This is a genomic window from Roseovarius aestuarii (genome assembly GCF_019966515.1).
In the GTDB taxonomy this organism is placed as follows: Bacteria; Pseudomonadota; Alphaproteobacteria; order Rhodobacterales; family Rhodobacteraceae; genus Roseovarius; species Roseovarius aestuarii.
In genome coordinates this window covers 1-18,301 of the sequence record NZ_JAIMIB010000005.1, presented here as the reverse complement: position 1 = coordinate 18,301, position 18,301 = coordinate 1, and the positions used below count along the sequence as shown (strand labels likewise).

14 protein-coding genes are annotated in these 18,301 nt (G+C 59.4%); 9 read left to right on the top strand and 5 right to left on the bottom strand.

Annotated features, from left to right (window positions below; genetic code table 11):
• Nucleotides 1–69 precede the first annotated feature (69 nt).
• From LC334_RS08370 to LC334_RS08355, 4 genes are all read left to right on the top strand, one after another.
• Nucleotides 70–1,053, top strand: a complete 984-nt coding sequence (locus tag LC334_RS08370) for a carbon-nitrogen hydrolase family protein (RefSeq protein WP_085800247.1) — start codon at nucleotides 70–72, stop codon at nucleotides 1,051–1,053.
• Between the two features lie 102 nt (nucleotides 1,054–1,155).
• Nucleotides 1,156–3,888, top strand: a complete 2,733-nt coding sequence (locus LC334_RS08365; RefSeq protein WP_085800213.1) for an aminotransferase class I/II-fold pyridoxal phosphate-dependent enzyme — start codon at nucleotides 1,156–1,158, stop codon at nucleotides 3,886–3,888.
• 27 nt (nucleotides 3,889–3,915) lie between these two features.
• Nucleotides 3,916–5,400: a biotin carboxylase gene (locus LC334_RS08360; protein WP_085800214.1), complete on the top strand. Its 1,485-nt coding sequence runs from the start codon at nucleotides 3,916–3,918 to the stop codon at nucleotides 5,398–5,400.
• Nucleotides 5,401–5,410: 10 nt separating this feature from the next.
• Nucleotides 5,411–6,400, top strand: coding sequence for a C45 family autoproteolytic acyltransferase/hydolase (locus LC334_RS08355; protein ID WP_085800215.1), 990 nt, complete (start codon nucleotides 5,411–5,413; stop codon nucleotides 6,398–6,400).
• 53 nt (nucleotides 6,401–6,453) lie between these two features.
• On the opposite strand, the gene LC334_RS08350 is transcribed toward LC334_RS08355, so the two are convergent.
• Together LC334_RS08350 and LC334_RS08345 are read right to left on the bottom strand one after the other, a co-directional pair.
• Nucleotides 6,454–7,074, bottom strand: a complete 621-nt coding sequence (locus LC334_RS08350) for a thiamine phosphate synthase (RefSeq protein WP_085800216.1) — start codon at nucleotides 7,072–7,074, stop codon at nucleotides 6,454–6,456.
• Between the two features lie 70 nt (nucleotides 7,075–7,144).
• Nucleotides 7,145–7,474, bottom strand: coding sequence for a TfoX/Sxy family protein (locus LC334_RS08345; RefSeq protein ID WP_085800217.1), 330 nt, complete (start codon nucleotides 7,472–7,474; stop codon nucleotides 7,145–7,147).
• Between the two features lie 132 nt (nucleotides 7,475–7,606).
• Here LC334_RS08345 and LC334_RS08340 point away from each other — a divergent pair, with 132 nt between their 5' ends.
• From LC334_RS08340 to LC334_RS08325, 4 genes are all read left to right on the top strand, one after another.
• Complete coding sequence (locus LC334_RS08340) at nucleotides 7,607–8,347, top strand: RNA methyltransferase (protein ID WP_085800218.1); 741 nt, start codon at nucleotides 7,607–7,609, stop codon at nucleotides 8,345–8,347.
• A 67-nt stretch (nucleotides 8,348–8,414) separates the two neighbouring features.
• The gene (gene ctaA, locus LC334_RS08335) at nucleotides 8,415–9,554 is read left to right on the top strand and encodes a heme A synthase (protein ID WP_085800219.1); all 1,140 of its coding nucleotides are present in this window, start codon (nucleotides 8,415–8,417) and stop codon (nucleotides 9,552–9,554) included.
• A 1-nt stretch (nucleotide 9,555) separates the two neighbouring features.
• Entirely contained in the window at nucleotides 9,556–11,025 is a 1,470-nt protein-coding gene (locus LC334_RS08330) for a carboxypeptidase M32 (protein ID WP_085800220.1), read from the top strand.
• Nucleotides 11,026–11,292: 267 nt separating this feature from the next.
• Nucleotides 11,293–11,961, top strand: a complete 669-nt coding sequence (locus tag LC334_RS08325; protein ID WP_085800221.1) for a hypothetical protein — start codon at nucleotides 11,293–11,295, stop codon at nucleotides 11,959–11,961.
• A gap of 15 nt (nucleotides 11,962–11,976) precedes the next feature.
• On the opposite strand, the gene LC334_RS08320 is transcribed toward LC334_RS08325, so the two are convergent.
• The 3 genes from LC334_RS08320 to gyrA form a co-directional block, all read right to left on the bottom strand.
• A complete protein-coding gene (locus LC334_RS08320) occupies nucleotides 11,977–13,770 on the bottom strand; it encodes a nucleoside-diphosphate sugar epimerase/dehydratase (protein WP_085800222.1) in 1,794 nt (597 codons plus the stop codon).
• Nucleotides 13,771–14,088: 318 nt separating this feature from the next.
• The gene (locus LC334_RS08315; RefSeq protein WP_176237680.1) at nucleotides 14,089–14,943 is read right to left on the bottom strand and encodes an NAD-dependent epimerase/dehydratase family protein; all 855 of its coding nucleotides are present in this window, start codon (nucleotides 14,941–14,943) and stop codon (nucleotides 14,089–14,091) included.
• A 45-nt stretch (nucleotides 14,944–14,988) separates the two neighbouring features.
• Complete coding sequence (gene gyrA, locus LC334_RS08310) at nucleotides 14,989–17,718, bottom strand: DNA gyrase subunit A (protein ID WP_176237682.1); 2,730 nt, start codon at nucleotides 17,716–17,718, stop codon at nucleotides 14,989–14,991.
• Between the two features lie 224 nt (nucleotides 17,719–17,942).
• Between gyrA and LC334_RS08305 the strand changes: the two genes are divergently transcribed.
• Nucleotides 17,943–18,212 (top strand): usg protein, encoded by a 270-nt coding sequence (locus tag LC334_RS08305; protein WP_085800225.1) that lies wholly within the window; start codon nucleotides 17,943–17,945, stop codon nucleotides 18,210–18,212.
• Nucleotides 18,213–18,301: the final 89 nt, after the last annotated feature.

The following is an 18,301-nucleotide window of genomic DNA, read 5'->3' as shown; positions in this document are numbered from 1 at the left end:
TGTCCCGAACGGGTATGTAACACTCGACCTCCACCCATGAGCCTTACGGGCATCTCGAGGACGACAGACGTGACCCCTTTTGCGATTGCAGGCATCCAGATGCATGTCGCCGCCGCCCATCCGAACGTGGACGCGCTGCGGCATAAGATTGATTTGGCCATGGCCCGGTTTCCCTGGACGCAGATGGTTTTGTTCAGCGAACTGGCGGCCTATGGCCCGCTGACGAAATTCGCGCAGCCGCTGGAAAACGACACGATCCGGCTTTTGCAGGAAGATGCCAAGCGGCACAATATCTGGCTGATACCCGGTTCGATGTTTGAAACCGCAGCGGACGGGCGGATCTACAACACCTCGGTGGTGATCAACCCCGAGGGCGAAATCGTGTCGACCTATCGCAAGATGTTCCCGTTCAGGCCGTACGAGGCTGGCGTTTCAGCAGGCACCGAGTTCTGTATTTTCGATGTGCCATATGTGGGCCGCTTCGGCCTGTCGATCTGCTATGACATCTGGTTCCCAGAAACCACGCGTCACCTGACCGCGCAGGGCGTCGAAGTGCTGTTGCACCCGGTACTGACCGGCACAACTGACCGTGACGCGGAACTGGCGATTGCGCGGGCCACGGCGGCGCAATTCCAGTGCTACGTGTTCGATGTGAACGGATTGGGCTCGGGCGGGGTGGGTAAATCCTGCGTCGTGGACCCATCGGCGCAGGTGTTGCATCAGGCCGCCGGGCAAGAAGATATCTTCCCCATCGAGATCGATCTGGATCAGGTGCGGCGGCAGCGCAATACCGGCATGAAAGGCCTCGGGCAGGTCCTGAAAAGCTTCCGCGACCGCGAGGTGGAATTCCCGGTCTATGACCGCGCCAGCGGGGCCGATGCCTATTTGCAGACGCTGGGACCGCTGGAAATGCCCAAACAGTGGGAAAAAGGTGCCCCGTTGATATTGACGGACCCGCGCATCGAAACGCCGGCGGCGGGGCATAGCCCGGCAAATGACGATGCCGGGCAGGTTCAGAAAATCCCGACTGTGGATAAAACCGCCAGCGGGTAAGGACGCGTGCAACATGCGTCCTTTGCGACAATTGCGGCGATTGGCACCGGGGAGGGTGCCGGTTGATCGCAGTTGCGAAAACGAAAGGGAGGACGATGTTTCATGAAGACGATGAGCAATTATTTCAGTGCCATTCAGCTCAGGTCGGACAGCTGGAGTGCTTTGAATGAAGTAGCAAACGCGCTTGCCCGGTCCCCCGACGAAAAAACCATAAAGAAACTGACGCCACGGGTCGAGGACCTGCTACAGCAACTGGCGCCGATCGAAACCTACTGGGCCTTCCCGGGCATCACCGCTTTCGATCATCTGCGGCGCCATTTCGAACATCGCAATTTCGAAGATCTGGCGTTCAATGTGCGGCGGATCACGCGGGCGCTGATTTCGGGTGCCTATCGCCGCCGCGCCATCCCGCTGGGTCGGGACGAGGCCGATACCGAAGAACTGGAAGATGAAGCGCTGCTGTCGCCCGAAGCCCGCGCGATGACCAAGCCCTATTTCGAGGTGCTGGTGGTTGATGACCTCAACGAGCATCAGGAACGCTGGCTGCGCAGCTCGCTGCAAAGCATGCACCGGAACGAAGATCAGTTTCATTATGAGCCGGTGATCGTGCCCAGTTTCGAGGATGCGCTGATCGGCATCCTGTTTAACCATAATATTCAGGCGGTGGTGATACGCCCCGGTCTGGCGCTGAAGTCGCGCAACGAAATCTCGGTTTTGCAACGCTATCTGACGCTGATGGATGTCGAAGAAGATATCGACGAGATGCGCCCCGAAGATTACGGCCCAAAGCTGACCCGCCTGATTGCCAAGGTGCGCCCTGAGCTTGACAGCTACCTGATCACCGATCGGTCGGTCGAGGCGATTGCCGGGCTTGATCTGGGGCGCTGCCGTCGGGTTTTTTATAATCAGGAAGATTTTCAGGAACTACATCTCAATATCCTGCGTGGCGTGCAGACCCGGTTCAAAACCCCGTTTTTCACGGCACTCAAGGATTATTCCAAACAACCCACTGGTGTTTTCCACGCGATGCCGATCAGTCGCGGTAAGTCGATCAGCCGCAGCCACTGGATTCAGGATATGGGAGCGTTTTACGGGCCCAATATCTTTCTGGCCGAAACCTCGGCCACCAGCGGCGGGCTGGACAGCCTGCTGGAGCCGGTAGGGCCGATCAAGAAGGCACAGGAAAATGCGTCGCGGGCGTTCGGGTCGAAACAGACGTTTTTTGCCACCAACGGCACGTCGACCTGCAACAAGATTGTGGTGCAGGCGCTGGTCAGGCCCGGCGATATCGTGCTGGTGGATCGCGACTGCCACAAGTCGCACCATTACGGCATGGTGCTGTCAGGGGCGAATGTCGTTTATCTCGACAGCTATCCGCTGAATGAATATTCAATGTATGGCGCCGTGCCGGTGCGGGAGATCAAGAAACAACTGCTGGAGTTGAAGGCCGCGGGCAAGCTGGACCGCGTGCGGATGCTCTTGCTGACCAACTGCACCTTCGACGGGGTGGTTTATGATGTGCGCCGCGTCATGGAGGAATGCCTGGCGATCAAAAAGGACCTTGTGTTCCTGTGGGATGAGGCCTGGTTCGCCTTCGCGCGTTTCAACCCGATCTATCGCCAACGCACCGCCATGGCCACGGCCGAGTTCCTGCGCGAGAATCTGCGCACCACCAAATCCGCCTCGGCCTATGAGGCGCAGCAGGAGGCGTTGAAAGACGCGGATATGGAGGCGTTGCTGAATACCCGCCTGCTGCCGCCGCCGGATGCACGGGTACGTGCCTATGCCACGCATTCGACGCATAAAACCCTGACTTCACTGAGACAGGGATCAATGATCCATGTGCATGATCAGGATTTCAAAGGTGAGGTCGAACAGAGCTTTCACGAAGCCTATATGACCCATACCTCCACCTCGCCGAACTACCAGATCATCGCCTCGCTTGATGTGGGCCGCAGACAGGTGGAGCTGGAAGGGTACGAGTTTGTCCAGCGCCAGATCGAAGCGGCATTGTCGATGCGCAAAGCGATTGCCACGCATCCGCTTTTGCAGAAGTATTTCAAGATATTAACCGCGTCCGATATGGTCCCCGAGGAGCATCGCGAAAGCGGGATCAAGTCCTATTACGAACCCGATCAGGGCTGGGACGATATCTGGGACAGTTGGGCCAGGGACGAATTCGTGCTCGATGCCAGCCGGGTCACACTGGCCGTGGGCGGTACGGGTTGGGACGGCGATACGTTCAAGACCAAGATTCTGATGGAAAAATTCGGCATCCAGATCAACAAGACCTCGCGCAACACCGTCCTCTTCATGACCAATATCGGCACCACGCGGTCGTCGGTTGCCTATCTGATCGAGGTGCTGGTGCAGATCGCGCAGGAGCTTGACGACCTTCAGGACGATGCCTCGCAAATGGAACAGCGGGCCTTCGACAAGCGGGTGAAAAGCCTGATGGAAGACCTGCCGCCGCTGCCGGATTTCAGCCGGTTCCACGACGCGTTTCGCAGCGAAGGGACCACGCCCGAAGGTGACATCCGGACCGCGTTTTTCATGAGTTATGACGAAAGCAATTGCGATTACGTCGATTTGAACAACGCCAAAACCCAGGAGGGGGTCGACATGGTGTCGGCCACGTTCATCATCCCCTATCCGCCGGGCTTTCCGATCCTCGTGCCGGGGCAGGTAATCTCGGATGAAATTCTTGATTTCATGCGGGCATTGGATGTGAACGAAATCCACGGCTACCGGCCCGATCTGGGCCTGCGCATCTTCTCGTCCGAAGCGTTAGCGCGCCAGGCGGGACAGGGTGCCGCCAGCCGGGCTGCAGAATAAACAACAATCAGGGAGGGACCAGATAACATGGCCAAGAGAACCTCAACTAAAGGCAAGCCGAAGCCACGCAAGGTGTTAAAGAACATCTCGGAGATCCGGCGTTATTTTCATCGCAGCGAGGACCCGATCTATTTCGTGTCGGCCACGAACTTCAACCTTCTGGGCATTGATGAATGGGCCAAGAATTTCAAGTATATCAGCTATATAGATTGTTATGACGGGCAGCATCCGAACACCTTCGTACCCTCCGAGGCGCCCCATGCCGAGTTCCAGTCGATCGAGGATATCAACAACTATCTGTTGCAGCACAAGGAAGTGATCGACCTGATCAAGCGGCGCGGTGGCAAGCCCAATTTCGTCTTCCTGATGTTCGACGAGGAAACCGAGCGGCTGGTCAAGGAACTGGGCGGCAGGGTCTGGTTCCCCAAGGCCAAGCTGCGCACCAAGATGGACAACAAGATCGAAACCGTCCGGATCGGCAACAAGGCCGGGGTGCCGTCGGTCCCCAATACGCTGAGCGAGGTCAAGGATTACGCGCATCTGCGCAAGATTTGCGAAAAGGCCGGGATCGGTCATGATCTGGTGTTGCAATCGGCCTTTGGCGACAGCGGCCACACCACGTTCTTCATCAAGTCCGAGGCCGATTTCCGTCGACATGAACACGAGATCGTCGGCGAGGGCGAGATCAAGATCATGATGCGGATCGATTGCCGCGGCTCGGCGATCGAGGCCTGCGCTACCTCGGAAGGCACGATCGTGGGCCCGCTGATGACCGAACTGGTCGGGTTCAAGGATCTGACACCCTATCGCGGCGGCTGGTGCGGTAACGAAATCTTCTCGACCGCATTTGCACCCAAGGTCCGCCAGCAGGCGCGCGATCTGACCTTCAAGTTCGGCGAACAGCTGCGCAAGGAAGGCTATCGCGGCTATTTCGAGTTGGATTTCCTGATCGACAAGAAGACCGGAGATATCTGGCTGGGCGAGCTGAATCCACGCATCACCGGTGCGTCATCGATGACCAACCATGCGGCCTTTGCCCATGCGGATGCGCCGCTCTTCCTGTTCCACCTGCTGGAATTCTGCTCGAAGAAATTCAAGCTGGATGTGGACGAATTGAACGCCCGCTGGGCCGATCCGGACATGATCGACAACTGGTCGCAGATGGTGATCAAGCACACTGATGACAGCGTCGACGTGATCACTCAGGCGCCACCCACCGGCATCTACCGGATGGACGAGGACGGTCGGGTCGAGTTCAACCGTTTCGACTATCACCGTCGGGCGGTCGAGAATGAGAACGAAGCCTTCTTCCTGCGCATCCAGAAGCCCGGCGATTTCCGCTATGAAGGGGCTGATCTGGGCATACTGGTAACGCGTGGGCGATCGATGACGCCCGGTTTCAAGCTAAATGAGCGTGCCAAACGGTGGATTCACGGTATCAAGTCACAATTCGCGGCGCGGCCCCTGCCAACGGCGCAAGAACTGACCGACAGCCACCACAAGATCATGTAAGCGCCGTGATATGGACGTTCTCTGGCGCGCCATATCCGAAGATCAACCCGGCCCCAAATGGGCCGGGATTTTTGCGGAGTACTGGCCCGACTATCAGCGCTGGTGGTCGCGCGAAGGGGATAATGCCCGTCCCAAATACCTCGAATGCCGCCGGGCGCTGGAAACGCATATGCCCGAGCTGGTGCCGCTTTACGACAAGCTTTGCGAGTTGGCAGGTGGGGGCGATCAGCAGGCGCGATTTCTGAGTTTTTATTGTCCGCCGCCGTATCTTTCGGGTTGTTCCCAGGCGATCTGGCCCGGCGCACAGCCGGTGATGGTGCGCAACTACGATTACAGCCCGCAAGCTTTTGACAGCCTGATCGTGCGCACCAATTGGCTGGACCGGGCGGTGATGGGTACCTCTGACGGGCTATGGGGTCTGGTCGATGGCTGCAACGACTCGGGCCTGGCCATATCGCTGACCTTTGGCGGGCGCCGCGTGGTGGGCGAGGGGTTCGGCGTGCCGATTATCCTGCGCTATGTGCTGCAAACCTGCAAGACCGCGGAAGAGGCGGGCGAGGTGCTGGCCCGCGTGCCCACCCATATGAGCTATAACGTGACTGTGGTGGATGCGAAGCGGCGTTACATGACGGTGATGATGGCACCGGACCGGCCTGCAGTAATCACCCATGCGGCCGTGGCGACGAACCATCAGGAAAATGTCGAATGGGTCAGCCATGCGCGGTTCACCGCGACGGTCGAACGTGAGCGCTACCTGTTGCAGCGCCTGACCCTGCATCGCGAGACGCAGGAAAAATTCATCAACGCATTTCTCAAGCCGCCGCTTTACTCGACCGCGTTTTCAGCCGGTTTCGGGACGCTTTACACCGCCGTCTATCGCCCGCGCAAACGCGAGATGACAATACACTGGCCGGGCGCGAAGTGGAATTTCAGCCTGAAGGCATTTGTCGAGGGCAGCCGCGTGATCGCGGTGCCAGAGAACAACCCCATTGGTGCGTGAACATTATCTTTTAAAGCATTGATAATAAATGTTATAGTGGAGTTAGAATCTCATCATTCCATCGCACTCAACAGCACCTTAAGAGCAGAGCCGGGGTCGTCGGCCGACCAGATTTCCGCGCCGATACCGAAGAAATCGGTGACAGGCGCGAGGTTGCGTATCAGGTCAGCGTCCAGATGCCCCTCGGCCACTACGGGCAGTTCGATCATCTGCGACCACCAGTCGAAAAGCGCGCTGTCGGCGGTGGCACCGTCGCCAAGCGCCGAGACCCCGACCGGGCCGAAGCTGATATAATCGGCCCCGGATTCACCGGCATTCATCCCTTCGTGTTTCGAGGTGCCACAGAAGCTGCCGACGATGGCATCGGGGCCAAGTTCCTTGCGGGCAGCGCGCAGCGATCGCGCACCGTCGGTCAGGTGCACACCGTCAAGACCCAGCCGTTCGACCAGCATCAGGTGGCTGTCAATCACCAGCGCCACGTCACGGGCATGGGTCACCTCGCGGCAGGCATCGGCGGCGCGCGCAATGCGGTCTTCATCCTGGCTGGCAAGGCTCAGGCGCACACAGGCGATGTCATGGGCATCAAGCACGGCGGCAAGCTGATCGGGAAACCGGCTGAGTTCAATCTCGGGCGGGGTGATGAGATAAAGTTGCGGCTGCTCTGGTTCGGCCATTGTCGGCGCTCCTGCATGGGTTTGCGCCGCTATAGCGTGGAAATTGTGGCTGGTCCACGTATCTGAGCGGCTATTTCGGCGGCAGGGTCGCGACAAACCCAAGGGCAAGGCTGACCAGTTCGTGCCGGATCCGGTCATCGGCCATCGCGCCGTCATCGGCGTCGACCATGCCACCCATCTTGCGACCGGTGAATGTCATCGGGCCAACCCCGTTCAGGTCAAGCGCCGCCGCCTCGTTTTCCTTGCCGACGCGGAACATCGCGCCGCCCGCATGCACGCCGCAGATCATGTTGCCATGCTGCAGAAAACACAGCCCGCCGAACATCTTTTTCTCGGTCAGGCCCGGCAGTTCGGCCAGATCGCCGCGCATCAGTTCGGCCAGTCCTTCGTCATAAGCCATGTTTGCCTCCGTTGCTGGGTGAGGCCAATGTAGGTTTTTTGAGTATTTTCGCCAGGAAGAAGCGGGGGGCGGGGCTTTTCCCGGGCAAGGCTTTGGCCTATGAGGCGCAGAAGAGTAACGGAGCCGCGCAACATGCCGACAGATCGCCCACAGCCCGCCTTTGTGCTGGTGCGCCCGCAGATGGGCGAGAATATCGGCGCGGCGGCGCGGGCGATGTGGAATTTCGGGCTGGACCGGATGCGGATCGTGGCGCCGCGTGACGGCTGGCCCAACCCGAACGCCGTGGCGATGGCCAGCGGTGCCGGGCGGCTGCTGGACGAGGCGGTTTTGTGCGCCGATGTGCCCGCAGCGCTGGAAGAATACCATTATGTCCTTGCCACCACGGCGCGGGCGCGTGGGCTGACCAAGCCAATTGTCAGCCCGGAACGCGCCATGCAGATCGCGGCCGAAAAGATCGCGGGTGGTGAAAAGGTGGCGGTGTTGTTCGGGCCCGAACGCGCCGGGCTGGAAAACGACGACATCTCCCGCGCCAACGCGATCATCAACGTGCCGGTGAACCCGGAATTTGCTTCGCTCAACCTGGCGCAATGTGTGTTGTTGACGGCCTATGAATGGCAACGCGCGCAGGGCGAGGTGACGCCCGAGCGGGTTGACATGGCCAAGACCGACTGGGCCGAGCAGATCGAGATCGAGAAGCTTTCAGTGCATTACGAGGATCGGCTGGGCGAGGCCGGGTTTTTCTTTCCCGAGGCCAAGGCGGAGGGCATGAAGATCAACCTGCGTAACATGTGGAGCCGGATGCCGCTGACCCGCGCCGATGTGCAGATGCTGCACGGGGTGATGCGGCAGATGGTCCGCTGGAAAAATCGCTGAACGGGGATGCTTGAAGGGGGGGCATTGCCGCACTAGGCTCTGGCCCGGAAGGTAAAGGACAGGCGGGATGAGCGGCAAGCGCAGTATTTTCGAAGAGGTCGACAAGGCACCGGTGCGCGAGGCACCCAAGGGTGGCATGATCGATCAGGGGCGCAAGGGCGCGCGGGGCGCGATCCGGGCCTGGCTTTTGGTGCTGTTCACGCTGGTCGTGGTGATGATCGCCGTGGGCGGGCTGACGCGCCTGACCGATAGCGGGCTTTCGATCACCGAATGGAAACCGGTCACCGGCGCGCTTCCCCCGATGAGCGCCGCCGACTGGGACGCGGAATTCGCCAAATACAAGGAAATTCCCGAGTTTCAGGTCCAGAACAGCTGGATGGAACTCAATGATTTCAAGCGAATCTACTGGTGGGAATGGGGCCACAGGCAGCTGGGCCGGGTGATCGGCCTTGTCTGGGCGATTGGGTTCCTTTTCTTTCTGACAACCAGGAAAATCCCCACAGGCTGGACACAACGTTTGCTGCTCCTGGGCGTTCTGGGCGGCATACAGGGCGCCGTGGGGTGGTGGATGGTCGCCTCGGGGCTTGGGGCTGGCATGACCGATGTGGCCAGCTACCGACTGGCGACGCATCTGGGGCTGGCCTTTGTAATCCTGGGTTTCATCGCGTGGTATGTGTTCCTGCTGGGTCGAGACGAGCGTGAGTTGATGCAGGCGCGGCGCGGCAAGGAGGTAAAGCTTTTCGGGCTATCCACCGGCTGGCTGCATTTCGCCTTTCTGCAAATCCTCATCGGTGCGCTTGTCGCGGGCATCGACGCCGGGCGCAGCTATACCGATTGGCCGCTGATGGGCGGGCAGATATTACCCCCGACGATCTGGATGGCCGAGCTGGGCTGGCGGAACCTCTTTGAAAACCCGGGGCTGGTGCAGTTCATTCACCGCATCGTGGGCTACCTGCTACTGGTATTCTCGGTGGTCGTCTTCCTGCGTGGGCGGCGCAGCGCCAATGGCGCGACGCGCGTGGCGTTCAAGGCGGCGTTCATCGCCCTTCTGGGGCAGATCGCCCTTGGCATCATGACAGTCGTTTACGGCGCGCCGTGGCAGGTCGCGATCGTGCACCAACTTCTTGCCGTGGCGCTCTGGGTGCTGATCCTGCGCGCTCGCTTCCTGAGCCTTTATCCGCAGGCACAATCCATCCGGGGGAACTAAGTTGACCGCATTTGACGAACTGATGGTATATCAGCGAGAAACTGAAGCGTTGAGCCAGATTGCAGGCCGGCTTGGTTGGGATCAGGAAACCATGATGCCGCGCGGTGCTGCCCCGCAACGGGCCGAGGAAAGCGGCGCGCTTGAGGCGGTGATCCACGCCCGCCGCACCGCTCCCCAGGTCGGGGATCTGCTGGCGGCGGCAGAGGCCCCGGATCAGGCGGGCGCGGCGCAACTGAGGCTGATCAAGCGCAGTTTCGAGCGGACGCAGCGTGTGCCTGCCGATCTGGCGACGACACTGGCGCGGTTGACCAGCCGGGCGCAGGGCAATTGGGCTGAGGCGCGCGAAAACAACGATTTCGCCGCGTTCGCCCCGGTTCTGCAAGAGGTCGTGCGGCTCAAGCGCGAAGAAGGCGCAGCACTGGCAGATGGCGGCGATACCTATGACGCGCTGATGGATGATTACGAACCGGGCGCCACCGGGGCACAACTTCAGGCCATGTTCGATGAAATGCGCCCAGGCCTCGTGGCCTTGCGCGAGCGGGCGCTGAACCATCCCGAGCGCGCGGCTGTCAGCGGCAGCTATGATCCGCAGCAGCAGATGAAACTGGCGCGGGAACTGGCGAAACTCTTTGGCTATGACATGGCGCGCGGGCGGCTTGACAAAGCGGTGCATCCGTTCAGTTCGGGGTCGGGCGATGATGTGCGCATCACCACCCGGACCAGTAAAACCGATCCCTTCAACTGCATCTATTCGACGATCCACGAGGTCGGGCATGCCTGTTACGAGCAGCGGATCGACCGCGACTATGTGCTGACGCCAGTGGGGCAGGGTGTGTCGATGGGTGTGCATGAAAGCCAAAGCCGGATTTACGAGAACCAGCTGGGCCGCAGCCGGGCGTTCTGTGGCTGGCTTTTTGAACAGATGCGCGACCGGTTCGGCGATATGGGTGTGGCGGACGCGGATGAGTTTTATGCCACCGTCAACCGGTTGCATCGCGGTTTCATCCGGACCGAGGCGGATGAGGTGCAATATAATCTTCACATCATGTTGCGCTTCGATCTGGAACGCGCGCTGATCTCGGGCGATCTGGCGGTGGCCGATCTCGAGGCCGCGTGGAATGACCGGTTCGCTGCTGATTTCGGCTACGCAGTCACCCGCGCCTCGGACGGGTGTCTGCAGGATGTGCATTGGTCTGTGGGCCTTTTCGGGTATTTTCCGACCTATTCCCTGGGCAATGTCTATGCCGGCTGCCTGCACGAAGCCCTGCGCCAGGCGGTGCCCGATCTGGATGCGCAGCTTGCGACCGGTGACCTGGCCGAGGCAACCGCCTGGCTGGGAGAGAACGTGCAGCAGCACGGCGGACTTTATGAGCCGCGAGAGCTGATTACCCGCGCCTGTGGCGCGGAGCCGACAGCAGGACCGTTGATGGCATATATCGAGGAAAAATTCGGCGCGCTCTATCCGGCATGATATCCCCGGGCGAACTCACCGCTAGCTGAGTTTTGAATGCGGGGTGCAGCCCGCCGCGTACTGACGATGCCGCCCTGCGCGTTGGCGATTTGATGAGATATTGCATCAAGGAGTGCGTAGGCTAACAACCCCCGAATCTGGGCGTGTCCCACTGAACCTGACCTGCGCTGGCGGATACTGATTGCGTCAATCCGCGCGTCCGGTGAAATCTGGTTGGGAGGTTAGGGTATTTTTGCTACGCTGGACTTTTTAAGAGAGAATTTTGCGATGACTGAAAAAGATGCCGAACTGGCAGAGTTGGAAGTTGAACACAAACGCCTTGAACTTGAAAAACTGCGGGCCGAGATTTCAGAGGCCTCGCTGGCATGGTGGAAGCGTCCCGGCTATCTGGGTGGGTTGACGCCGATCATACTGGCACTGGTCGGTGTCGGAACCGCATGGATTACCGGGTTTTTTGACACTCAACGTCAGGAACTCGCGTCGGAAATTCTGTCCCTTGAGCAAGAAAAGACAGTGCTTGCGCAAGAGATTGAACAGGCGCAACTCGCCATCGACCTGGGCTATCTTCAGGCCCGTCTGGCGGCGGAGGATACCGATTACGCGCTTGGGCATTTTGATGCTTTTTCAGAAGATTTCACCGGCGCGGTCAATACGTTTCTGGATCATCAGGATGATCTGCCCGCCGAGCTATACGGTGCGCTAAACGAGTTACTGGATGCCTCTGCCGGGCGATTCAACATCATCAAGATCACCGAAGCGTCGATTGACGAGTTGCTTGAGCGTCTGGATAAGATCGCGGCATCGCCCTGGGCCAAGGAACTCACGACGGACCCGTTTCTGGCATCCTTGGGGCTTCTGACCTCGCCAGACGGTAAGATTTTCGACGTGACAAAAGCACGGTTTCTGACCGATGAAGAAGCAGCCGAAGTCCGCTAACCGGCTCCGCGGGGGTTATTCATTGACGATGACCGGTTTAGCCTTGTCAGCCCGTTCGATCCATTTTGACAGCGTTTCGTTCATCAGTTTCGGATCGCGTGTCTCGATCGCCTGTTTCAGCGCGTTGAGCGCGTTGGCCATTTCAATCTCGGAAAGGTGATCTTCCTGCGCGCGCAGGATGCGCTTATGGGGTGTGGTCAGCATATCCGAACCGATCAGCAGTTCTTCGTGCATCTTTTCGCCCGGGCGCAGACCTGTGATCTTGATCTCGATATCGCCCTTTGGATTGGTCGCGTCACGCACGCTGAGTCCCGCGCTTTCGATCAATTTACGGGCGACGTCGCGGATCGGGACCGGCTTGCCCATATCAAGCACAAACACGTCGCCTCCGCGTGAGAACGTGCCTGCCAACAGCACCAGTTGCACTGCCTCGGGGATGGTCATGAAGTAGCGGGTGATGTCATTATGGGTCAACGTCACGGGGCCGCCACGGGCGATCTGCTCGCGGAACAGCGGAATGACCGAGCCGGACGAGCCCAGCACATTGCCGAACCGCACCATCGCAAAGCGCGTCTTGGTCGAGCGGGTCGCCATATCCTGAATCAGCAGCTCGGCAAAACGTTTCGAGGCCCCCATGATCGACGAGGGCCGCACCGCCTTGTCGGTAGAGACCAGAATGAAGCGCTCGACCCCCGCGTCACGCGCGGCGTCAGCCACGACCTTGGTGCCCAGCACGTTGTTTCGCATGCCTTCCAGCGCGTTATATTCGACCATCGGTACATGTTTATAGGCGGCGGCGTGCAGGACGGTATCGACCTTGTATTTCGCCATCACACCCGTCACCAGATCACGTTCACAAACCGATCCCAAGACCGGTTGGATATCGACATCACTGCCCATATGACGCAGCTCGCGGTCGATCTCGAACAGCATGAGTTCGGAATGATCCATCAGCACCAGCCGTTCAGGATCGCAAGCCATAAGCTGGCGGCAGATTTCCGACCCGATCGACCCGCCTGCGCCGGTCACGAGGATCGAACGGGAGTGGTAGGTGTCGGAAACGCCGGGCAGATCCTCTTCAAGCCGGTCGCGGCCCATCAGGGTATGCAGGTCAACGGGTTTGGCAGGGGTACCCTGGACGTCTGCCGGTTCAGTATAGGCGGACAGGGTGTGGATTTCACAGTCGAGCCGCGAGAGGTTGCGGATGATGCGGGACTGAACAGCAGCAGAGGCGCGTGGCATCGCCAGAACGATACGGCTGACATGGTGTTGAGCCACAAGGTCAGCGACTTTATCGGGCGCGTAGACATCAAGCCCACCGATCCTGCTCTCCTGTAGTTGGGTGTCGTCATCCACGAAGGCAACCGGGCGCAGACCGTCCCGTGCGGTCAGTGTTGCGAGAAAATTCTGCCCGGTGCGACCAGCACCGTAGATCAGCACCTTGATGCAATCCCTTTCGCGCTGGCGCAGGACGAGCCTGTGCGCGGCACTGAGGATCAGGAATATCAGCCCGGTGACGACGAAAACATGCGGCGGCGTGGCGATAACCGTGACCACAGGCGCGAAAACCGCACCGCCCACTGTGAACGCAAGAGCGGTCAGCGCGGCGGTTGTGACCGTCTGTGTCGGGGAACCGGTAACGGGTCTGCTGCGGCGGCGCAGAACAATTGTCGCGATCGCGCCGATTCCCAAGAGGATTATCAGGTCTCCCAAGGCGGCGGGCGGCAGAAGCGTCCAGCTTTCAGTGGCCGATAAAAGCCAAGAGGCGCCGATATAGGCCAGTGCTATCAGCAGCAGTTCCGTCACCATGAACCACCTTGCTCGTTGACCGTGCGCAAGCGGTGTGTCGACGCTGTCTTTCGTGCCGGATGCCTTCAACGGATTTATTGCCCCGATTACTGGTTACCAGTTCCGTGAACCGGCAGTTTCTGATCTTGCGGCGTAGCTTACCCTGTGCGGTATCAATCGAACAAGTCACGTTAACGCCACTGAGTTTTACAACGAAACAAAGATATATAATGCCGATAGGTCGTTTGCAGGCCACAGGTCGGAGAATTTCACCCAAGCCGGACACATCGCGTCACGTTTACGTAATCCAGCGGCAGCGTTTGCACCTTTGGCGTGTGGTCAGTCTGTTGAAAGGTGTTGCTGCCAACGCTCAATCAAAACCGCTGCATCGGATGTGGGGTTCAGTGCTGGCAATAATTGGGCAAGACGTGTGGTGTCCATGGTAACGCGTTGAAGAGCCATCGGCGGGGCGTCGCGCCAGGTAATGTCTCGCCCGGCCGCTGTGGTCAGAGCCTGCATGGCAACCGGTTCGGGCGCAGCGACATTCAGCGTGGCAGGCAGATCGCCCGGCGGCACCCGGGCCAGCGCAATCAGGATGTCTGCCAGATCTTCCGGCCCGATATAGCTGCGCAGCGGGCCCTCGCCGTCGGCGAAGCGGTCAAGGATCACCGGGGTGCCCCGCCTTAGTGCCGGGGCAAGGCTATCTGCGCCCACGACATTGGCGAGGCGCAGGCAGACATGACGCAATCCAGGATCATCAAATCCGGCCACGCGCATTTCCAGCGCCAGTTTGGCGCGGCCATAGTCGTTGACCGGTGCGGCGGGTGTGGTCTCGGTGGCATCTACGGCGCCGCCATAAATCGCGGCACTCGACAGATGCAAAAGTCGGGTGGCGCCACAGGCCAGTGCTACAGCACGGCTTTGTCCGGCAAGGCTTGCGTTAAGGGCCAGCGCCTCGGCGTCGCCCTCGGTTTGTCCCCAAAGCGCGATGACCGTATCGCAGACCGGCAGGGTATCCGCAGGTTGGCCCGGCGACCATTGGTGGCTTTGGGGATGGGCATGTGCCCGGCGCGATTGGAAATGCAGATCGACCCCGGCGGGGGGATGCCGCGCCCAGATGCGGCGCAGAAGGCGGCCCAACCGACCGCCCGAGCCAAGAACAAGCACCGGGATATTCTGCGTTATCTCTGACACCTCATTTCCGGGATTTGTGGGACAGCACACTCGCGCGCCAGCTTGCTATTCCTCTGGCGTTACCGGTGCCTCAAGTGTTTCATCTTCATCGGCCTGTTCCGCGATCCAGGCGACACTGACGACTTCTTCGCCCTTACCGGTGTTGAACACCCGCACGCCACCGGCGCTGCGCGACCGGAACGAGATACCGTTGACCGGCACGCGGATCGACTGCCCTTTGGACGTCGCCAACATGATCTGATCATCCAGCGAGACCGGGAAAGACGCGACCAAGGGTCCGCCGCGCATTGCCTTGTCCATGGCCGCCACGCCCATGCCACCGCGACCGCGCACCGGGTAACCGTGGGACGAGCTGAGCTTGCCCGCGCCGCCCGAGGTGATGGTAAGGATGAGGTTTTCAGCCGCCTTCATCTCATCAAAGCGTTCCTGGCTGATGCTGGCGTTTTCGTCGCCGTCTTCATCACCGCTCGCGTCGTCCTCGGTTGCGTTTTCCTGGGCGCGGCGCATCTTGAGATAGGCCGCGCGTTCATCCGCCGTCGCGTTGAAATGCCGGATGATCGACATCGAGACGACCTCGTCGTTACCGGAAAGCTTTACACCGCGTACTCCGACAGACGAGCGTGAGTTGAACACCCGTAATTCGGTTGTCGGAAAGCGGATGGCGCGACCTGATTTGGTAACCAGCATGACGTCATCATCATCCGAACAGATGCGGGCATTGATCAGCTTGGTCTCGGCGTGATCATCCTCGAACTTCATCGCGATCTTGCCGTTGGATTTCACGTTGGTGAAGTCCGAAAGCCGGTTACGGCGCACGGTCCCTGCCGAGGTGGCAAAGACGATTTGCAGATCGGTCCATTGATCCTCGGGCACGTCCACCGGCATGATCGCCGCGATGGAGACGCCCGTGGGGATGGGCAGGATGTTGACGATGGCCTTGCCCTTTGAGGTCCGCCCGCCCAGCGGCAGCCGCCAGGTCTTGAGCTTGTAGACCATGCCATCGGTCGTAAAGAACAGAAGCTGCGTATGGGTGTTGGCCACGAAGAGCGTGGTCACCACATCCTCTTCCTTGGTTTGCATGCCGCTCAGACCTTTGCCACCACGCTTCTGGGCGCGGAAATCGGCCAATGCCGTACGCTTGATATAGCCGCCGCTGGTCACGGTCACGACCATATCTTCACGCTCGATCAGGTCTTCGTCTTCCATATCGCCCGACCAGTCGACAATCTCGGTCCGGCGTGGCACGGCGAATTGGTCGCGCACCTCGCGCAGCTCGTCGGCAATGATGCCCATGATCCGGTCGCGCGAGGCGAGAATGGCAAGGTATTCCTTGATCTTGCCAGCCAGTTCTTGCAGCTCGTCAGTCACTTCCTTGACACCAATCTGGGTCAGGCGTTGCAGGCGCAGTTCCAGAATGGCACGGGCCTGCGCTTCAGACAGGTTGTAAGTGCCGTCATCATTGGCCGTGTGCGTCGGATCGTCGATCAGTGCGATATATTCCAGAATATCACCGGCGGGCCAGCGGCGCGTCATCAGTTTCTCGCGCGCTTCGGCCGCATCGGCAGAGGAACGGATGGTGGCAACGATTTCATCGACATTGCTGACCGCCACAGCCAGGCCACAGAGGATATGAGAGCGTTCGCGGGCTTTGCGCAGCTCGAACGCTGTACGGCGTGCAACAACTTCCTCGCGGAAGGTGATGAACGATGTCAGGAAGGCGCGCAAAGTTAATTGCTCGGGTCGACCGCCGTTCAGCGCCAGCATGTTGCAGCCGAAATAGGTCTGCATCGGCGTGAAACGGAAAAGCTGGTTGAGCACCACCTCGGCAGTGGCATCGCGCTTGAGTTCCACGACAACACGCACACCGTTGCGGTCGGATTCGTCCTGCACGTGGCTGACGCCTTCGATCTTCTTCTCGCGCACCTGTTCGGCGATCTTTTCGATCATTGCCGCCTTGTTCACCTGGTAGGGGATCTCGTCGATGACGATGGCGTAGCGATCCTTACGGATCTCCTCGACCCGGGTTTTCGAGCGGATGATGACACTGCCACGCCCTTCGATATAGGCTTTGCGCGCCCCGGACCGGCCCAGCATGATGCCGCCAGTGGGAAAATCGGGACCGGGGACATAGTCGATCAGCTGTTCGCTGGTCAGGTCCGGGTCGTCGATCAGTGCCAGGGTGGCATCGATGACCTCGCCCAAATTATGCGGCGGAATGTTCGTCGCCATGCCCACGGCAATGCCGCCCGCGCCATTGACCAGCATGTTGGGGAAACGTGCGGGCAGGACCGTTGGTTCGCGATCCTTGCCGTCATAATTGTCTTGAAAATCGACGGTATCTTTCTCGATATCCGCCAGCAGCGAGGCGGCGGGCTTGTCCATCCGCACCTCGGTATAGCGCATCGCCGCCGGGTTATCGCCATCCATCGAGCCAAAATTGCCCTGTCCGTCCAGCAGCGGCAGCGACATCGAGAAATCCTGCGCCATCCGCACCAGCGCGTCATAGATCGCGCTGTCCCCGTGGGGGTGGTACTTACCCATGACATCGCCCACCGGGCGGGCAGACTTGCGATAGGGCTTGTCATGCCCGTTATTCGTTTCGTGCATCGCGTAAAGAATGCGCCGGTGCACTGGTTTCAACCCGTCGCGCAGATCGGGAATGGCCCGGCTGACGATGACGGACATGGCATAATCAAGATAGGACGTTTTCATCTCGTCCGTGATCGAGATTTTCGGGCCGTCATACACTGGGCGTTCCGGTGTGTTTTCATCCATATCTTCAGGGGGTTGCGGCGTGTCGTTCACGTGAATGCCTGTCCTGTTCATTGGTCTATATTTAGTTGTCTGACTTATATCAGAGGCAGGATGTAGGGCGCAATGGCTGTTGTATCATCGCATCGATTGCTGCCACCGCGCGGTGTCAACATATTGTTTTCATTGAAAAGTAATTTTTTTGCCCCACAATTAAGATATCAGACGAGTTTGTAAGGAGTAGTAAGATGAGTATGTCTGAAACAGAGATGATGCTGAAGGGCTACGGGCTGACAACGGCTGAATTGTTCTATCACATGCCGGATTACACCCATGTCCTCAACAGCTTTGTCTGGCAAGAATATGACACCGCGCCGGATCATCCGCGCCTGTTCGAGTTCATCGAATTCTGGCAGCGCGAGATTGAGGGGCCGCTGCATTCCGTGTCCTTCAGTCACCGCAAGATGATTTCCCCCGGTGAGTGGCGCAATGTAACGGGTGAATTCACCCTGCATTGAAGCGATTGACGAACCGCACTTTGGCACCGTGACCGTTGAGCGGGCGGTAAACATGTTCTTTTTGACGCTATGGATTGGCTGCTTAGAGC

Excerpts from the sequence above, each read along its gene's own strand:
- LC334_RS08365 (WP_085800213.1), top strand. The coding sequence starts at position 1,156 with ATGAAGACGATGAGCAATTATTTCAGTGCCATTCAGCTCAGGTCGGAC.
- gyrA (WP_176237682.1), bottom strand. The coding sequence starts at position 17,718 with ATGGATGAAAACACACCGGAACGCCCAGTGTATGACGGCCCGAAAATC.
- LC334_RS08360 (WP_085800214.1), top strand. The coding sequence starts at position 3,916 with ATGGCCAAGAGAACCTCAACTAAAGGCAAGCCGAAGCCACGCAAGGTG.
- ctaA (WP_085800219.1), top strand. The coding sequence starts at position 8,415 with ATGAGCGGCAAGCGCAGTATTTTCGAAGAGGTCGACAAGGCACCGGTG.
- LC334_RS08340 (WP_085800218.1), top strand. The coding sequence starts at position 7,607 with ATGCCGACAGATCGCCCACAGCCCGCCTTTGTGCTGGTGCGCCCGCAG.
- LC334_RS08320 (WP_085800222.1), bottom strand. The coding sequence starts at position 13,770 with ATGGTGACGGAACTGCTGCTGATAGCACTGGCCTATATCGGCGCCTCT.
- LC334_RS08345 (WP_085800217.1), bottom strand. The coding sequence starts at position 7,474 with ATGGCTTATGACGAAGGACTGGCCGAACTGATGCGCGGCGATCTGGCC.
- LC334_RS08325 (WP_085800221.1), top strand. The coding sequence starts at position 11,293 with ATGACTGAAAAAGATGCCGAACTGGCAGAGTTGGAAGTTGAACACAAA.
- LC334_RS08355 (WP_085800215.1), top strand. The coding sequence starts at position 5,411 with ATGGACGTTCTCTGGCGCGCCATATCCGAAGATCAACCCGGCCCCAAA.
- LC334_RS08350 (WP_085800216.1), bottom strand. The coding sequence starts at position 7,074 with ATGGCCGAACCAGAGCAGCCGCAACTTTATCTCATCACCCCGCCCGAG.
- LC334_RS08305 (WP_085800225.1), top strand. The coding sequence starts at position 17,943 with ATGAGTATGTCTGAAACAGAGATGATGCTGAAGGGCTACGGGCTGACA.